General features: G+C 61.8%; 15 protein-coding genes. 10 read left to right on the top strand and 5 right to left on the bottom strand.

What is annotated here, in order from left to right:
• Nucleotides 1-101 precede the first annotated feature (101 nt).
• On the bottom strand, nt 102-1478 hold the full coding sequence (locus IHQ43_RS11055; RefSeq protein WP_192564359.1) for a glutamine synthetase family protein: 1377 nt from the start codon (nt 1476-1478) through the stop codon (nt 102-104).
• A 282-nt stretch (nt 1479-1760) separates the two neighbouring features.
• Between IHQ43_RS11055 and IHQ43_RS11050 the strand changes: the two genes are divergently transcribed.
• From IHQ43_RS11050 to IHQ43_RS11030, 5 genes are all read left to right on the top strand, one after another.
• Nucleotides 1761-2522 carry a gamma-glutamyl-gamma-aminobutyrate hydrolase family protein gene (locus IHQ43_RS11050; RefSeq protein ID WP_192564358.1) on the top strand — a complete coding sequence of 254 codons (762 nt, stop codon included), beginning with the start codon at nt 1761-1763 and terminating at the stop codon, nt 2520-2522.
• Between the two features lie 372 nt (nt 2523-2894).
• The gene (gene potA, locus IHQ43_RS11045; RefSeq protein ID WP_007957110.1) at nt 2895-4037 is read left to right on the top strand and encodes a polyamine ABC transporter ATP-binding protein; all 1143 of its coding nucleotides are present in this window, start codon (nt 2895-2897) and stop codon (nt 4035-4037) included.
• Complete coding sequence (locus tag IHQ43_RS11040) at nt 4034-4948, top strand: ABC transporter permease subunit (protein ID WP_007957117.1); 915 nt, start codon at nt 4034-4036, stop codon at nt 4946-4948. Before potA ends, IHQ43_RS11040 begins: the two co-directional genes overlap by 4 nt.
• On the top strand, nt 4945-5829 hold the full coding sequence (locus tag IHQ43_RS11035) for an ABC transporter permease subunit (protein WP_007957119.1): 885 nt from the start codon (nt 4945-4947) through the stop codon (nt 5827-5829). Before IHQ43_RS11040 ends, IHQ43_RS11035 begins: the two co-directional genes overlap by 4 nt.
• A 69-nt stretch (nt 5830-5898) precedes the next feature.
• Nucleotides 5899-6996, top strand: a complete 1098-nt coding sequence (locus IHQ43_RS11030) for a polyamine ABC transporter substrate-binding protein (protein ID WP_169429841.1) — start codon at nt 5899-5901, stop codon at nt 6994-6996.
• Between the two features lie 258 nt (nt 6997-7254).
• Here the strand turns inward: IHQ43_RS11030 and thpR are convergent, their stop codons facing one another.
• Nucleotides 7255-7794 carry an RNA 2',3'-cyclic phosphodiesterase gene (gene thpR, locus IHQ43_RS11025; RefSeq protein WP_192564357.1) on the bottom strand — a complete coding sequence of 180 codons (540 nt, stop codon included), beginning with the start codon at nt 7792-7794 and terminating at the stop codon, nt 7255-7257.
• 107 nt (nt 7795-7901) lie between these two features.
• On the opposite strand from thpR, the gene IHQ43_RS11020 reads away from it, so the two are divergent.
• Complete coding sequence (locus tag IHQ43_RS11020; protein WP_007957125.1) at nt 7902-8096, top strand: hypothetical protein; 195 nt, start codon at nt 7902-7904, stop codon at nt 8094-8096.
• Nucleotides 8097-8111: 15 nt separating this feature from the next.
• Here the strand turns inward: IHQ43_RS11020 and IHQ43_RS11015 are convergent, their stop codons facing one another.
• Nucleotides 8112-8465, bottom strand: a complete 354-nt coding sequence (locus tag IHQ43_RS11015) for a DUF1428 domain-containing protein (RefSeq protein ID WP_192564356.1) — start codon at nt 8463-8465, stop codon at nt 8112-8114.
• Nucleotides 8466-8467: 2 nt separating this feature from the next.
• Nucleotides 8468-9547, bottom strand: coding sequence for a hypothetical protein (locus IHQ43_RS11010; RefSeq protein ID WP_192564355.1), 1080 nt, complete (start codon nt 9545-9547; stop codon nt 8468-8470).
• Between the two features lie 223 nt (nt 9548-9770).
• Here IHQ43_RS11010 and IHQ43_RS11005 point away from each other — a divergent pair, with 223 nt between their 5' ends.
• Nucleotides 9771-10043, top strand: a complete 273-nt coding sequence (locus IHQ43_RS11005) for a hypothetical protein (protein ID WP_192564354.1) — start codon at nt 9771-9773, stop codon at nt 10041-10043.
• A gap of 43 nt (nt 10044-10086) precedes the next feature.
• Here the strand turns inward: IHQ43_RS11005 and IHQ43_RS11000 are convergent, their stop codons facing one another.
• Nucleotides 10087-10293 carry a hypothetical protein gene (locus tag IHQ43_RS11000; RefSeq protein WP_064382340.1) on the bottom strand — a complete coding sequence of 69 codons (207 nt, stop codon included), beginning with the start codon at nt 10291-10293 and terminating at the stop codon, nt 10087-10089.
• A gap of 315 nt (nt 10294-10608) precedes the next feature.
• Between IHQ43_RS11000 and paoA the strand changes: the two genes are divergently transcribed.
• Genes paoA through paoC form a run of 3 tightly spaced genes read left to right on the top strand, consistent with a single transcriptional unit; the run spans nt 10609 to nt 14398 of the window.
• Entirely contained in the window at nt 10609-11250 is a 642-nt protein-coding gene (paoA, locus tag IHQ43_RS10995; RefSeq protein ID WP_192564353.1) for an aldehyde dehydrogenase iron-sulfur subunit PaoA, read from the top strand.
• A complete protein-coding gene (locus IHQ43_RS10990; RefSeq protein WP_192564352.1) occupies nt 11247-12203 on the top strand; it encodes an FAD binding domain-containing protein in 957 nt (318 codons plus the stop codon). The genes paoA and IHQ43_RS10990 overlap by 4 nt, the downstream gene beginning before the upstream one ends.
• Entirely contained in the window at nt 12200-14398 is a 2199-nt protein-coding gene (gene paoC / locus IHQ43_RS10985) for an aldehyde oxidoreductase molybdenum-binding subunit PaoC (protein ID WP_192564351.1), read from the top strand. Before IHQ43_RS10990 ends, paoC begins: the two co-directional genes overlap by 4 nt.
• Nucleotides 14399-14453: the final 55 nt, after the last annotated feature.

Genomic DNA, 14453 nt, shown 5'->3' with positions numbered 1-14453 from the left:
CACCTTCAATGTTGAAGGTGATGGCCTCTTCGCGGGCAAGTCGAATCGTCGCACCGTCGCTCCCACAGGTTTTGCGGTGTTAGCGAGATCGTGCTCGAGCGTCAGACGGTATGCAGATACCAGTTGTACTCAAGGTCAGAGATCGAGTTTTCGAACTCGGCCAGCTCGCTTTCCTTGCACGCGACGAACACGTCGATGTACATCGGGTCGATGTAGCGGGCCATGACTTCGCTGTCGTCCAGCTCACGCAGGGCATCGCGCAGGTTGTTCGGCAGGCTCTGTTCGTTCTGCTCGTAGCTGTTGCCTTCGACCGGGGCGCCCGGCTCGATTTCGTTGGTCAGGCCGTGGTGGATGCCGGCCAGCACGGAAGCCATCAGCAGGTACGGGTTGGCGTCGGCACCGGCGACACGGTGCTCGATGCGCACGGCATCCGGCGAACCGGTCGGCACGCGGACGGCCACGGTACGGTTGTCGATGCCCCAGCTCGGCGAGTTCGGCACGTAGAACTGCGCGCCGAATCGGCGGTACGAGTTGACGTTCGGGCACAGGAAAGCCATTTGCGCAGGCAGGGTCTCCAGCACACCGCCGATCGCGTGGCGCAGCGCGGCGTTCTGCTCGGGATCCTCGCTGGCGAAGATGTTGTTGCCTTCTTTATCCAGAATCGAAATGTGCACGTGCAGACCGTTGCCCGCCTGGCCCGGATACGGCTTGGCCATGAAGGTGGTGTCCATTTCGTGGTCGTAGGCGATGTTTTTCACCAGACGCTTGAGCAGGACGGCGTAGTCGCACGCCTTGATCGGGTCGGAGACGTGGTGCAGGTTGACTTCGAACTGCGCCGGGGCGCTTTCCTTGACGATGGCGTCGGCAGGAATGCCCTGCTCTTTCGCGCCTTCGAGGATGTCTTGCAGGCAGTCGACGTATTCGTCGAGGTCGTCGATCAGGTAGACCTGGGTCGACACCGGACGCTTGCCCGAAACCGGCGAGCGCGGCGATTGCGGACGGCCGTTCACGTTGTCCTGGTCGATCAGGTAGAACTCGAGTTCGAACGCGGCGCAGATGGTCAGGCCCAGTTCGTCGAACTTGCGCACCACGTTGGCCAACACTTCACGCGGGTCGGCAAAGAACGGCTCGCCTTCCAGTTCGTGCATGGTCATCAGCAGTTGAGCGGTCGGACGCTTCTGCCAAGGCTCGATGCTCAGGGTGCCGGGGATCGGGTAGCAGATACGGTCGGAGTCGCCGATGTCCAGGCCCAGACCGGTGCTTTCCACCGTGGAGCCATTGATGTCGAGAGCGAAAAGCGAGGCCGGCAGGTTGATGCCTTTTTCGTACACCTTATGAAGACTGGTGCGCTCGATGCGCTTGCCGCGCACCACACCGTTCATGTCTGCAATCAGAAGGTCGACGTACAAAACCTCAGGATGTTTCTTAAGGAATGCGTTTGCTTCGTTGAGTTGAACGGCACGCAGAGGGACCGACATGATGCACCTATTTAGCTGTTAATTATTATGTTCACTGCTGTTTCGCCGAGCCAGTCAACCCGAACGGCAAAGTGAAGTCAATAGCGAACACAGGGCCGCTCAGCGTTTATTTTTCGGGCTTTTTTTAACACTCACATGCCAATGCAGGGGCCAGAGCCCCGGTCTTGATGAAGATTTGATGAACGGCGTTTAGAATTTTTTACATGGGAGTTGTTAATTAAAATCAACGAGGCTAAGCTCCGGAAAAGCTCGTTCAAGTGTCAAACTTCGAGGTGAATAAAAATGGCATTCAAGCCATTGATCGGCGTTACTGCGTGCGTCAAACAGATTGGCCTGCACCCCTATCACATCAGCGGCGACAAGTACGTTCGCGCTGTCAGCGTTGCGGCGCTGGGGTTGCCCGTCGTCATTCCTTCCCTTGGCAAACTGACTGAAATCGAAGACCTGCTGGGTCAGCTCGACGGTCTGTTGCTGACCGGCTCGCCGTCCAACGTGGAACCTTTCCACTATCAGGGCCCGGACAGCGCTCCCGGCACGGATCACGATCCGGCGCGGGATGCCACCACTCTTCCTCTATTGCGTGCAGCCATCGCGGCGGGCGTTCCGGTACTCGGCATCTGCCGAGGTTTCCAGGAAATGAACGTGGCGTTCGGCGGCAGCCTGCACCAGAAGGTGCATGAGCTGCCGGGCATGCTCGATCACCGCGAAGCCGATAGCCCGGATGTCGCCGTGCAGTACGCCCCGGCCCACGCCGTGACAGTGCTGGCCGGTGGCGTATTCGAAGCGCTGGAGCTGCCGGGTGAATTCCAGGTCAACTCGATTCACAGTCAGGGCATCGACCGCCTCGCTCCCGGCCTGCGCGCCGAAGCCGTGGCGCCGGACGGCCTGATCGAGGCGGTCTCGGTGGAGCACAGCCCGACCTTCGCCCTCGGCGTGCAATGGCACCCGGAATGGCAAGTGCTGGACAACCCGAACTACCTGCGGATTTTCCAGGCATTCGGCGAGGCCTGCCGCCTGCGTGCGGCGCAACGCAAAAAGCGCTGACGCCACCCAACGATTGCAAAACCATTTACTGCCCCCGCGGGGTCGGCGGCTGCGCACCTGCGCACCCGTCATCCGTGAAAACAACAAACCGTAATAACAACAAGTACTACCCAGGCAGCCAGGACGGCGGCGCCGACCAAGCCGGATCGGTAAGAGCAGTACCAATCGGATCAATGCAAAACCCTGTGGGAGCTGGCTTGCCAGCGATGAGGCCGTCACTTTCGACATCGAGGTGACTGACCCGCCGCCATCGCGGGCAAGCCCGCTCCCACAGGGGGATGCGATCCGACAGGTAATGCTCTTGCAAGTCTGCAATCCACTCTTAAGCCAGGCCGCGTTGGCCGGGCGACTGAAACCTGTTGGGAGTTTCACATGGCAAACGCCTCCAGCACTTACAGGAAGGCTCTTGAAGGTCATCAGCAACCGAAAAAGGTTCTGGTGAAAGTCGATCGAGTCACCAAGAAGTTCGACGAAACCACTGCGGTGGACGATGTGTCCCTGGAGATCCATCAGGGCGAAATCTTCGCCCTGCTCGGCGGCTCCGGCTCGGGCAAATCGACCCTGCTGCGCATGCTCGCCGGTTTCGAACGGCCGACTGAAGGACGCATTCTGCTCGACGGTGTAGACATCACCGACATGCCGCCGTATGAGCGGCCGATCAACATGATGTTCCAGTCCTACGCCCTGTTCCCGCACATGACCGTGGCGCAGAACATCGCCTTCGGCCTCAAGCAGGACCGTTTGCCGGCCAGCGAAATCGACGCCCGCGTCGAAGAAATGCTGCGCCTCGTCCACATGACCCAATACGCCAAACGCCGCCCGCATCAACTGTCCGGCGGCCAGCGTCAGCGCGTGGCCCTCGCCCGCTCGCTGGCCAAGCGTCCGAAGCTGTTGCTGCTCGACGAACCGATGGGCGCACTGGATAAAAAGCTGCGCTCGCAGATGCAGCTGGAACTGGTGGAAATCATCGAGCGCGTCGGCGTGACCTGCGTGATGGTGACCCACGACCAGGAAGAGGCCATGACCATGGCCGAGCGCATCGCGATCATGCACCTGGGCTGGATCGCCCAGATCGGCAGCCCGGTCGACATCTATGAAGCGCCGGTCAGCCGCATGGTCTGCGAATTCATCGGCAACGTGAACGCCTTCGACGGCACCGTGGTCGAGGACCTTGAAGGTCACGCGATCATTCACAGCCCGGACTTGCAGCAAAAGATCTACGTCGGTCATGGCGTCAGCACCTCGGTGCAGGACAAGTCGATCACCTACGCCATCCGCCCGGAAAAAATGCTCGTCAGCACGATCAAGCCAGAGACCCGCTACAACTGGTCCGAAGGCAAGGTGCATGACATCGCCTACCTCGGCGGCCACTCGGTGTTCTACGTCGAGTTGCCGAGCGGCAAGATCGTCCAGTCGTTCATGGCCAACGCCGAACGCCGTGGCGCGCGGCCGACCTGGGACGACAAGGTCTACGTCTGGTGGGAAGACGACAGCGGCGTGGTACTGCGCTCATGAGAACCTTCAATCAGCAATTCCTGCGCCTGGTGCCCAGCGGGCGAAAGTTCGTCATCGGCATCCCGTTCATCTGGCTGTTCCTGTTCTTCATGCTGCCGTTCTTTTTGGTGATGAAGATCAGCTTCTCGGAAGCCGCGCTGTCGATCCCGCCGTACTCGGAGATCTACACCTACGCCGAACAGAAATTCCAGCTGTTCCTGAACATCGGCAACTACACCATGCTCGGCGAAGACGAGCTGTACCTGTCGGCCTACCTCGGTTCGCTGAAGGTGGCGTTGCTCAGTACGCTGATGTGTCTGGTGATCGGTTTCCCGATGGCCTACGCGATCACCAAGACCGGCAAGGAAACGCAAAACGTCCTGCTGCTGTTGATCATGATGCCGACCTGGACCGCGATCCTGATCCGCGTGTATGCGTGGATGGGCATCCTCAGCAACAACGGTCTGCTCAACGCGTTCCTGATGTGGACCGGGCTCACCGATCACCCGATCGAGATCCTCAACACCAACACGGCGGTGTATATCGGCGTGGTCTACGCCTACCTGCCGTTCATGGTGCTGCCGCTCTACGCCAACCTGGTGAAGCACGACGGCAGCCTGCTGGAAGCCGCACAGGATCTGGGTTCGAGCAACTTCAACAACTTCTGGAAAATCACCGTGCCGCTGGCCAAGAACGGCATCATCGCCGGCTGCATGCTGGTGTTCATTCCGGTGGTGGGCGAGTTCGTGATTCCGGAACTGCTGGGTGGCCCGGAGACCCTGATGATCGGTCGCGTGCTGTGGCAAGAGTTCTTCAATAACCGCGACTGGCCGGTGGCATCTGCTCTGGCGGTGGTGATGCTGTTGATCCTGATTGTGCCGATTCTGCTGTTCAACCGCAGCCAGGCCAAAGAGATGGAGGCACGGGGATGAAACGCTTCGGTTTTGCAAAGTTCATGTTGATCTTCGGCCTGACGTTCATCTATCTGCCGATGCTGATTCTGGTGATCTACTCGTTCAACGCCTCCAAACTGGTGACGGTCTGGGGCGGCTGGTCGGTGAAGTGGTACGTCGGTCTGCTCGACAACACCCAACTGATGGGCTCGGTGGTGCGCTCGCTGGAAATCGCCTGCTACACCGCGATTGCCGCCGTGGCGCTGGGCACCCTCGCCGCCTTCGTGCTGACCCGCGTGACGCGCTTCAAGGGTCGTACGCTGTTCGGTGGTCTGGTCACCGCGCCGCTGGTGATGCCTGAGGTGATTACCGGTCTGTCGCTGTTGCTGCTGTTCGTGGCGATGGCGCAACTGATCGGCTGGCCGCAGGAGCGTGGCATCGTCACGATCTGGATCGCCCACACCACGTTTTGTGCCGCTTATGTGGCGGTGGTAGTCTCCGCCCGCTTGCGCGAGCTGGACCTGTCGATCGAAGAAGCGGCGATGGATCTGGGCGCGAAACCGTTCAAGGTGTTTTTCCTGATCACCATCCCGATGATCGCGCCGTCGCTGGCGGCGGGCGGCATGATGTCGTTCGCCCTGTCGCTGGATGACCTGGTGTTGGCGAGCTTCGTGTCGGGCCCGGGTTCGACGACCCTGCCGATGGAAGTGTTCTCGGCCGTGCGTCTGGGTGTGAAGCCCGAGATCAACGCCGTGGCCAGCCTGATTCTGCTGGCGGTGTCGCTGGTGACCTTCCTGGTCTGGTACTTCGGCCGCAAGGCAGAAGCCAACCGCAAGCGTGCGATTCAGGAAGCGATGGATCAGACCGCCAACGAATCGTGGCAGCAACCGCAACCTCAACGAGTGGCAGCGACGGCCTAGGGCCGTCGCGTTTTACGGCTTTGCGCTTTTGCTTAAAAGCTTTTGAATAAAAAGAATGGAGTTTCACCGATGAAAATGTTTGGCAGGACTCTGCTGACACTGTCCTTATTGGGCGCAATCGCCACGGGCGCCCAGGCCAACGACAAGGTGCTGCGCGTTTACAACTGGTCGGATTACATCGCCCCGGACACCGTCAAGAAATTCGAGGACGAGACCGGCATCCGCGTGACCTACGACGTGTTCGACAGCAATGAAACCCTCGAAGCACGTCTGCTTGCGGGTAAATCCGGCTACGACATCGTGGTGCCGTCCAACAGTTTCCTGGCCAAGCAGATCAAGGCCGGGGTCTATCAGACCCTGGACAAATCGAAGCTGCCAAACTGGAAAAACCTCAACCCGGTGCTGCTGAAAAACGCCTCCGCCAGTGATCCGGACAACGCCCACGCGTTCCCGTACATGTGGGGCTCGATCGGCATCGGTTTCAACCCGGCCAAGGTCAAGGAAGTGCTCGGCAAGAACGCGCCGACCAACTCCTGGGACCTGCTGTTCAAACCGGAGAACGCCGAGAAGCTCAAGGCTTGCGGCATCAGTTTCCTCGACTCGCCGACCGAGATGATCCCGGCGGCCCTGCACTATCTGGGTTATCCGGTGAACGACAAGGACACCGCGCACATCAAGGAAGCCGAGGCGCTGTTCATGAAGATTCGCCCGAACGTGGCGTACTTCCACTCTTCGAAATACATCTCGGACCTGGCCAACGGCAACATCTGCGTGGCGGTCGGTTACTCCGGTGACGTGTTGCAGGCCAAGGCCCGCGCGGTGGAATCGGGCAACAACGTAGTGATCGACTACAGCATTCCCAAGGAAGGTGCCGGGAGTTTCTACGACATGGTCGCCATCCCGCGCGATGCGGCCAACGTCGAGAATGCTTACCTGTTCATGGACTTCCTGATGCGCCCGGACATCATCGCCGAGATCACCAACAGCAACGGTTACAGCAACGCCAACGCGGCGGCGACGCCGCTGGTGGACGAAGCGATCCGCAATGATCCGGGTTCGTACCCGTCGCAAGAAGTGATGGCGACGCTGTATGCGGTGCCGGATCAACCGATTGCCACGCAACGGATCATGACCCGGGGCTGGACTCGCGTAAAACTCGGCAAGTAATGGCACCACGATCGTTCCCACGCTCCGCGTGGGAATGCCTCAAGGGACGCTCCGCGTTCCAGCTCCGGAAGGGACGCGGAGCGTCCCGGGCTGCATTCCCACGCAGAGCGTGGGAACGATCAGGCAGTCAGCGATCAGAGTTACAAGTTTCCGTTCATGCAGCGCCTTACCACCGCTGCACCCTCGCTCTGAACGGCCTCACCTGGCTTCCTCGGTTCAGGTGAATTCAGGCGCCCTCGGGCGCCTTTTTTTGTGGGGTCAGGTCAGTGGCCAATCGGCCAGCGAGCGGTAGCGGCCCTTGTGGGATTCGAACAGCGCAAAGCGTTCAGCGCGCAGGAAGAACTCCGGCGGCGTGGCGGATTCCGGCTCCGGCGCGCGATAGTCACGGGCCAGCGTCAGGTGCGGACGATATTCGCGCGTCGCCTCTTCAAACCCGAACGGCAACATCGCCTGCTCCAGCGCATACACCAGCCGCAGCAATCCCTGCGGTGCCTGCTCCGGCGCCAGCGACAACACCCCGGCGCGCCGCCAGACCTGCAACCGATCCAGCGAAACCCTCAGCGCCTCGCCCGGCGTACGCACTTTGGATGCGGCTTCACAGACTTCGCCAATCTGCGCCAACGGCACCGCGCCGAGAAACAGCAGCGTCAGGTGAAAATTGTCCGCCGGCACCGGTTTGCCGGTGCGCAAACCCAGTTCGCTGCGCCACTGGGCAATCGCCTTGCGCTGCGCCGGCGGGCAGTCCAGGGCAAAGAACAGCCGCTTGAACGGTTGATCCCCGCGCGTTTCGTCCGTCATGGCCACGCTCCTTCGTTCGTCGAGATCCGTGGATTCTACACGCCCGTTTCTGGCGACTCTCGGCATGGGGTTTATAGTTCAACGATTGCCATCAACCGGAGGACGTCATGCGCGAAATCCTCAGCAAAGAACCCTGGTGGGCCCGACCGCCGAATCCCGGGCAGGATGAGAGCGAACTGGAATGGGGCTGGCTGGTGCATTACAGCGAAGGTGAGCCGCGTTTCGAATTCGTGCGTGAGCGGCCGACGGACGAGCAGATCCGCAACCGCAAAGGCTGCCGGATCACCCCGTCGGCGGAGTGATCCGGCAACGCAGCATCAGGTCTCGAGAATGTCCTTGAAGCCACCGAAGATCATCCGCTGCCCATCAAATGGCATCGGATTGACGTCCGGCTGCATGCGCGGGTCTTCCATCATTTTCGCCATGCCGGCGTCGCGGGTGGCCTTGTCCGGCCAGACCAGCCAGCCCGCCGATACGGTTTCGCCTTCCTTGAGTTTCACCGCCATCGGGAATGAGGTGACCTTACCGTCCGGCACGTCATCGCCCCAGCCCTGAATCACCTCCAGAGCGCCGTATTCCTTGAACAGCCTGGCGGCGATTTCGCAGTGTTTCTTGTACTGTTCGCGATTGGCATTCGGCACGGGCGCCACGAAAACATCGATGTAAGCCATGGTCATTCTCCTTGCAGGGTGGGTTCGATCTGCTGAGTAGTCGACTCGGGTGGCCGCCATTCGACACGGTTGACGCCCAACCCGACCGACGGCTCATCCCGCCCGCCCAGATTGCCCTCGACCTGCGCCGCCATGTGCAGCGTGCCGGCCATCACGCCGGTGGTCGGGTTCTGCACCAGTTTCAGCCAGGCCTTGTCGAAGGTGTTGCCCAGGCTGCTTCGGATCAAGGCTTCGCTGTCGGGGCGATCGTTGGCCTGAATGATCGCCCGGATGCCCGCCACACCGACCGAAATCAACGCCCCGGCCAGTTTGCCGGCCGCTGCCGCCACCGCGCTGGCAGCGCCGCGCGGGGCCATTTCCGCCTCCATGCGCTGGCTGGCGCGCTTGGCCACCGGCGCCATCGCCGAGTCGGTCGAGGCCACGCCTTTAGAACCGCCGTCGGTGTGGATCTTGTCGATCAACGCGGCGTAGGCCGGCAGCGTGTTCAACGGCTCAGTGCTGACGATCTGGTACAGCGAAGCATCCCGCGCCGGCGGCGGGCCAAGGGCGATGGCGGGGATTTTCTGCAACCGCCCGTTGAGCTGGGCGATGGGCACGCCGTGGCGCTGGGCGATGACCGGCATCTGCTGCGCCATCAGTTGCGCATAGAACGCGGTGGACTGGCCGAGGATCGCGTCCGGATCGATCTCCACCGCCACCGGCGCCAGCACCCGTTCCTGATATTGCTCCAGCAGGTAATCCGCCAGGCGCTTGGCCGACGCATCCTGTTCGCCGCTGGCACTGATGGTGTACCAGCTGACCTTCATCGACAGCCATTCCTGGGTCCAGTAGCTGCTGAACCACGGGATGAAATTTTCTTCAGTTTGCTCATAGACGCGAATGCGCCAATGTTCCATCGAGCCACGGGCGAACAGCTTGACCTGCTCGGTGGCCTGCTTCGAGGCGCTGACGATTTCCCGGTCGATCTGCTGCCAGGTGGCCGGCGAGACCACCACCGCCGGCGCGCTCACCGGGGCCCGCGCCGTGGTGGCGCAGCCGGCCAGCAACACCAGTGCGGCGACGAGCAGCGCACGCAGGTTCACGGTGGCGGTCCTTATCTGTTCTTCGGTCGGCAGACCTGAAGAATCCGGGGGAGATGAAATGAGTATAGGTGCGTGCGGTGCGCCGTTTATCCGCTGGTCCGGGCTACGTCAGTCCAACCATCAATGGCGTCGATATTCACCATTGCGACGATTGCCTTCCGCCGACCGCTCGCCAAAGGCACGATTAACCCATCCGAAACACACAGCACGAGGAGTTCACATCATGATCAGTACCGTCACCCTCGCCGTGAGTTTCCCGGTCTTCGGCAGCAACTACTACGATCAGCACGCCGTGTCGCGCAAGGCACACGCGCTGGTGTTCGACGAAGCCTTCGAAGATCTGTTGATGCCAGCCGCCAGCAATCATTTCAGCAATGAAGTGGTCGGCCTCAACGATCAGTTCCGTTTTCTGAGCGACATTCTCGCCACCCATTTGCTGGACATCGAGGCCTCCGTGCCTGCGCGATCCAGCGTCCGGGCGAGCGCTCATTTTTAATGCCAGAGGGCGTTCCCGTCGGGGAACGCCCTCTTCGTTTCAATCAGTCATCATCCCGGTCGCGGTGATAACGACGCCCGTCGCGGCGGTCGTCATCGCGGTCGTCCCAGCGTCGGTCATGATCGTAGTAACGGCCATGATCGCGGTCGTAATGCCGGCCATGACGATGGTCATCATCGAAATCCGCCACACAGCCGCCCAGCAGTACAGCGGCGGAAACAGTCAGCAGCAGGCTTGTTGCACGCATCATTCAGAATTTCCCTAAAACCAAGGTCTTGACGACGGAAACAGTCAGCGCGGGTGCGCGCTGGCGCAGATACGACCGGGGAAACCAGCTTAGATTCACTGGCCATCAACGACCGTTCATCGCCCTGCCTGCCGCGCCCGGCCCGTCCAGCCAGTGGCCGTTTGATGGCTCTGACCCGCATGACGACATCGCGAAATCCGACCAAACCTTTTCCTCCCCCCTGCGGTCACTCCTAGAACAGACCAAGACTGGCGACGACGCCGGCGTGCCCTGGCGGGTCATTTGCAACCTGCCGACCTGATCAGAGGAAGCCCAGCCATGAACGACCATCCGCCGTTGGCGATTTCCCGACGCCGTTTCCTGATTCTCGGGGCCGTGACTGCGACTGCGTTCGCGATGCCGCCCTTCATCAGCCTCAAGGCCTACGCGGCCACTCTGGAGCAACCGGCCATGGCCAAAGTGACCCTTGAAGTCAACGGCAAGCCGCAGACGTTGGAGATTGACACCCGCACCACCCTGCTCGATGCCCTGCGCGAACACCTGCACCTGACCGGCAGCAAAAAGGGCTGCGACCACGGTCAGTGCGGCGCCTGTACGGTGATCGTCGACGGCCGGCGAATCAATTCCTGCCTGACCCTGGCGGTGATGCAGGACGGCGCCAACGTCACCACCATCGAAGGCCTCGGCATGCCGGACCACCTGCATCCGATGCAGGCGGCGTTCATCAAGCATGACGGTTACCAGTGCGGTTACTGCACGCCGGGACAGATCTGCTCGGCCGTGGCAGTGCTTCAGGAGATCCGCGACGGCATCCCCAGTCATGCCAGCGCCAGCCTCACCGAAGCACCGCAACTGATCGCCAGCGAACTGCAGGAACGCATGAGCGGCAACATCTGCCGCTGCGGCGCCTACTCGAACATCATCGAAGCCATCAGCGAAGTCGCGGAGGTGCCCGCATGAGAGCCTTCAACTACAGCCGCGCCGACTCTCCTGCCGCTGCCGCTGCCCAAGCCGCGCAAATCGAAGGGGCGCGCTTCATCGCCGGCGGCACCAACCTGCTGGACTTGATGAAACTCGACATCGAAACGCCCCAGCAACTGATTGACGTCAATCACCTGGGCCTCAACCAGATCGAAGCCACCGACGACGGCGGCTTGCGCATCGGCGCACTGGTGCGCAACACCGATCTGGCCGCCGACAGCCGCGTCCGGAAAGACTACGCGCTGCTCGCTCGCGCCTTGCTTGCCGGCGCATCAGGCCAGTTGCGCAACATGGCGACCACCGCCGGCAATCTGCTCCAGCGCACGCGCTGCCCGTATTTCTACGACACCAATCAGGCGTGCAATAAGCGCAAACCCGGCAGTGGCTGCGCGGCGATTGGCGGTGTCAGCCGACAACTCGGCATCATCGGCGTCAGCGACGCCTGCATCGCGACTCATCCGAGTGACATGGCGATTGCGATGCGTGCGCTGGATGCCCAGATCGAAACGCTCAAGGCCGATGGCAGCACCCGGCGCATCGCCATGGCGGACTTCCATCAATTGCCCGGCACCACGCCGAATGTCGAAACCAGCCTGACACCCGGCGAACTGATTACCGCCGTCACCCTGCCCGCGCCGGTGGGCGGCACCCATGTCTATCACAAGGTGCGCGACCGCTCGTCGTACGCCTTTGCACTGGTTTCCGTCGGCTTGATCCTGCAGAAGGATGGCAGCGGTCGCATCGCCGTCGGCGGCATCGCGCCGAAACCCTGGCGAGTCGAAGCGGCGGAAGCGCTGTTGCCTCAAGGCGCGAAAGCCGTCAACGCGCGCCTGCTCGACGGCGCCACGCCGACCCCGGACAACCAGTTCAAAGTGACGCTGGTCGAGCGCACCATTGCCTCGGTGCTGGCCCAAGCGAGGGACGAAGCATGAAATTCGACACGCCCGCCACGACCAACCCGATTGATCAGCTGAACGTCATCGGCAAACCCACCGACCGCATCGAAGGCCCGCTCAAGACCAGCGGCCAGGCGCCTTACGCCTACGAGCAACATCAAGCAGTGAAGAATCAGGCTTACGGCGTCATAGTCGGTTCAGCCATCGCCAAGGGCCGCATCACCCGCATCGATCTGGATGCCGCCCGCGCCGCGCCGGGGGTGCTGACCATCGTCACCGCCGCCAACGCCGGCAAGCTCGGCAAAGGCAAATACAACGCCGCGCACCTGTTGGCCGGGCCGCAAGTGCAGCACTATCACCAGGCCGTGGCGCTGGTGGTCGCCGAAACCTTTGAACAGGCGCGGGCCGCCGCGCAATTGGTCAACGTCGAATACGCGGCCGACAAAGGCCAATTTGATCTGGCCAGCGTGCGCGATCAGGGCGTGGAGCCGAAAGACGAGTTGCCGGACGTCACACACGGCGATTTCGCCAGCGCTTTTGCCGCCGCGCCCGTGCAGTTCGACCAGACCTACACCACGCCGGATCAGTCCCACGCGATGATGGAGCCCCACGCGACACTCGCTGCCTGGAAAGGCGATCAGGTGACGCTCTGGACCTCCAACCAGATGATCGCCTGGAGCGTCGGCGACATCGCCACCACCCTCGGCCTGCCCAAGGAAAACGTGCGGTTGATCTCGCCGTACATTGGCGGCGGTTTCGGCGGCAAACTGTTCATTCGCGCCGACGCGATCCTCGCCGCCCTCGGCGCACGTCTGGCGAACCGGCCGGTGAAGGTCGCCCTCGCCCGTCCGCAGATCGCCAACAACACCACCCACCGCCCCGCCACCGTCCAGCGCATCCGCATGGGCGCCACGGCGGACGGCAAACTCACCGCCATCGCCCATGAAGGCTGGTCGGGCAACCTCGCCGACGGCAAGGTCGAAGTCGCGGCGCAGCCGAGCCAGTTGCTCTACGCCGCAGAAAATCGCCTGGTGAGCATGCGTCTCGCGCCACTGGATCTGCCGGAAGGCAACGCCATGCGCGCACCCGGTGAAACGCCGGGGTTGATGGCGCTGGAGATCGCCATGGACGAGATGGCTGAACAGCTCAAACTCGATCCGATCCAGTTCCGCATCCTCAACGACACGCAGGTCGATCCGGTGAAAACCGAGCGCCCGTTCTCCCAGCGACGACTGATCGAATGCCTGCAGACCGGCGCCGAACGCTTTGGCTGGGACATGCGCAATGCAACGCCCGGCAGCCGTCGCGAAGGTCGCTGGCTGACCGGCATGGGCGTCGCGGCGGCGATTCGCAACAACCTGCTGGTGAAGTCCGGCGCACGCGTACGGCTGGAACGCGACGGCAAGATCACCGTGGAAACCGACATGACGGACATCGGCACCGGCAGCTACACGATCATTGCCCAGACCGCCGCCGAAGTGATGGGTGTGCGTCTCGACGATGTGGTTGTGCATTTGGGCGATTCGAACTTTCCGGTGTCGTCCGGCTCCGGCGGCCAGTTCGGCGCCAACTGCTCGACCGCCGGGGTCTACGCGGCGTGCATGAAACTGCGCGAAGCGATCGCGGCAAAACTCGGCATGAGCGCGGGTGAAGCGCAGTTTGCCGATGGCCACGTGCAACTGGGCAGCCAGAACGTATCGTTACGTGAGGCCGCGCAACATGCCGCGATCGAAGTCGAGGACAGCATCGAATTCGCCGACCTCGCCAAGCAGTACCAGCAATCGACCTTCGGCGCGCACTTCGTCGAAGTCGCCGTCGATGCCGCCACCGGCGAAGTCCGCGTGCGGCGCATGCTCGCGGTCTGCGCCGCCGGGCGGATTCTCAATCCGAAATCGGCCCGCAGCCAGGTGATCGGCGCCATGACCATGGGCGTCGGCGCAGCATTGATGGAAGAACTGGCGGTGGACAAGCGTCAGGGCTTTTTCGTCAACCATGACCTGGCGGGCTACGAAGTGCCGGTGCACGCCGACATCCCGCATCAGGAAGTGATTTTCCTTGATGAAACCGACCCGATTTCATCGCCGATGAAAGCCAAGGGAGTCGGTGAGCTGGGGATTTGCGGCGTGAGTGCGGCAGTGGCGAATGCGATCTACAACGCCACGGGCGCGCGGGTGCGGGAGTATCCGATTACCCTGGACAAGATTCTCGCGTCACTGCCGCAAATGATTTGATTTGTTGGCAGGCCCCACGGTGAGGACGTCCGGTCTCACCGTGGGCGACTTATTG

The sequence above is a fragment of the Pseudomonas gozinkensis genome (genome assembly GCF_014863585.1).
Lineage (GTDB): Bacteria > Pseudomonadota > Gammaproteobacteria > Pseudomonadales > Pseudomonadaceae > Aquipseudomonas > Aquipseudomonas gozinkensis.
The sequence above is the reverse complement of the archived record's forward strand: the minus strand, read 5'-3'. Positions and strand labels throughout refer to the sequence as shown.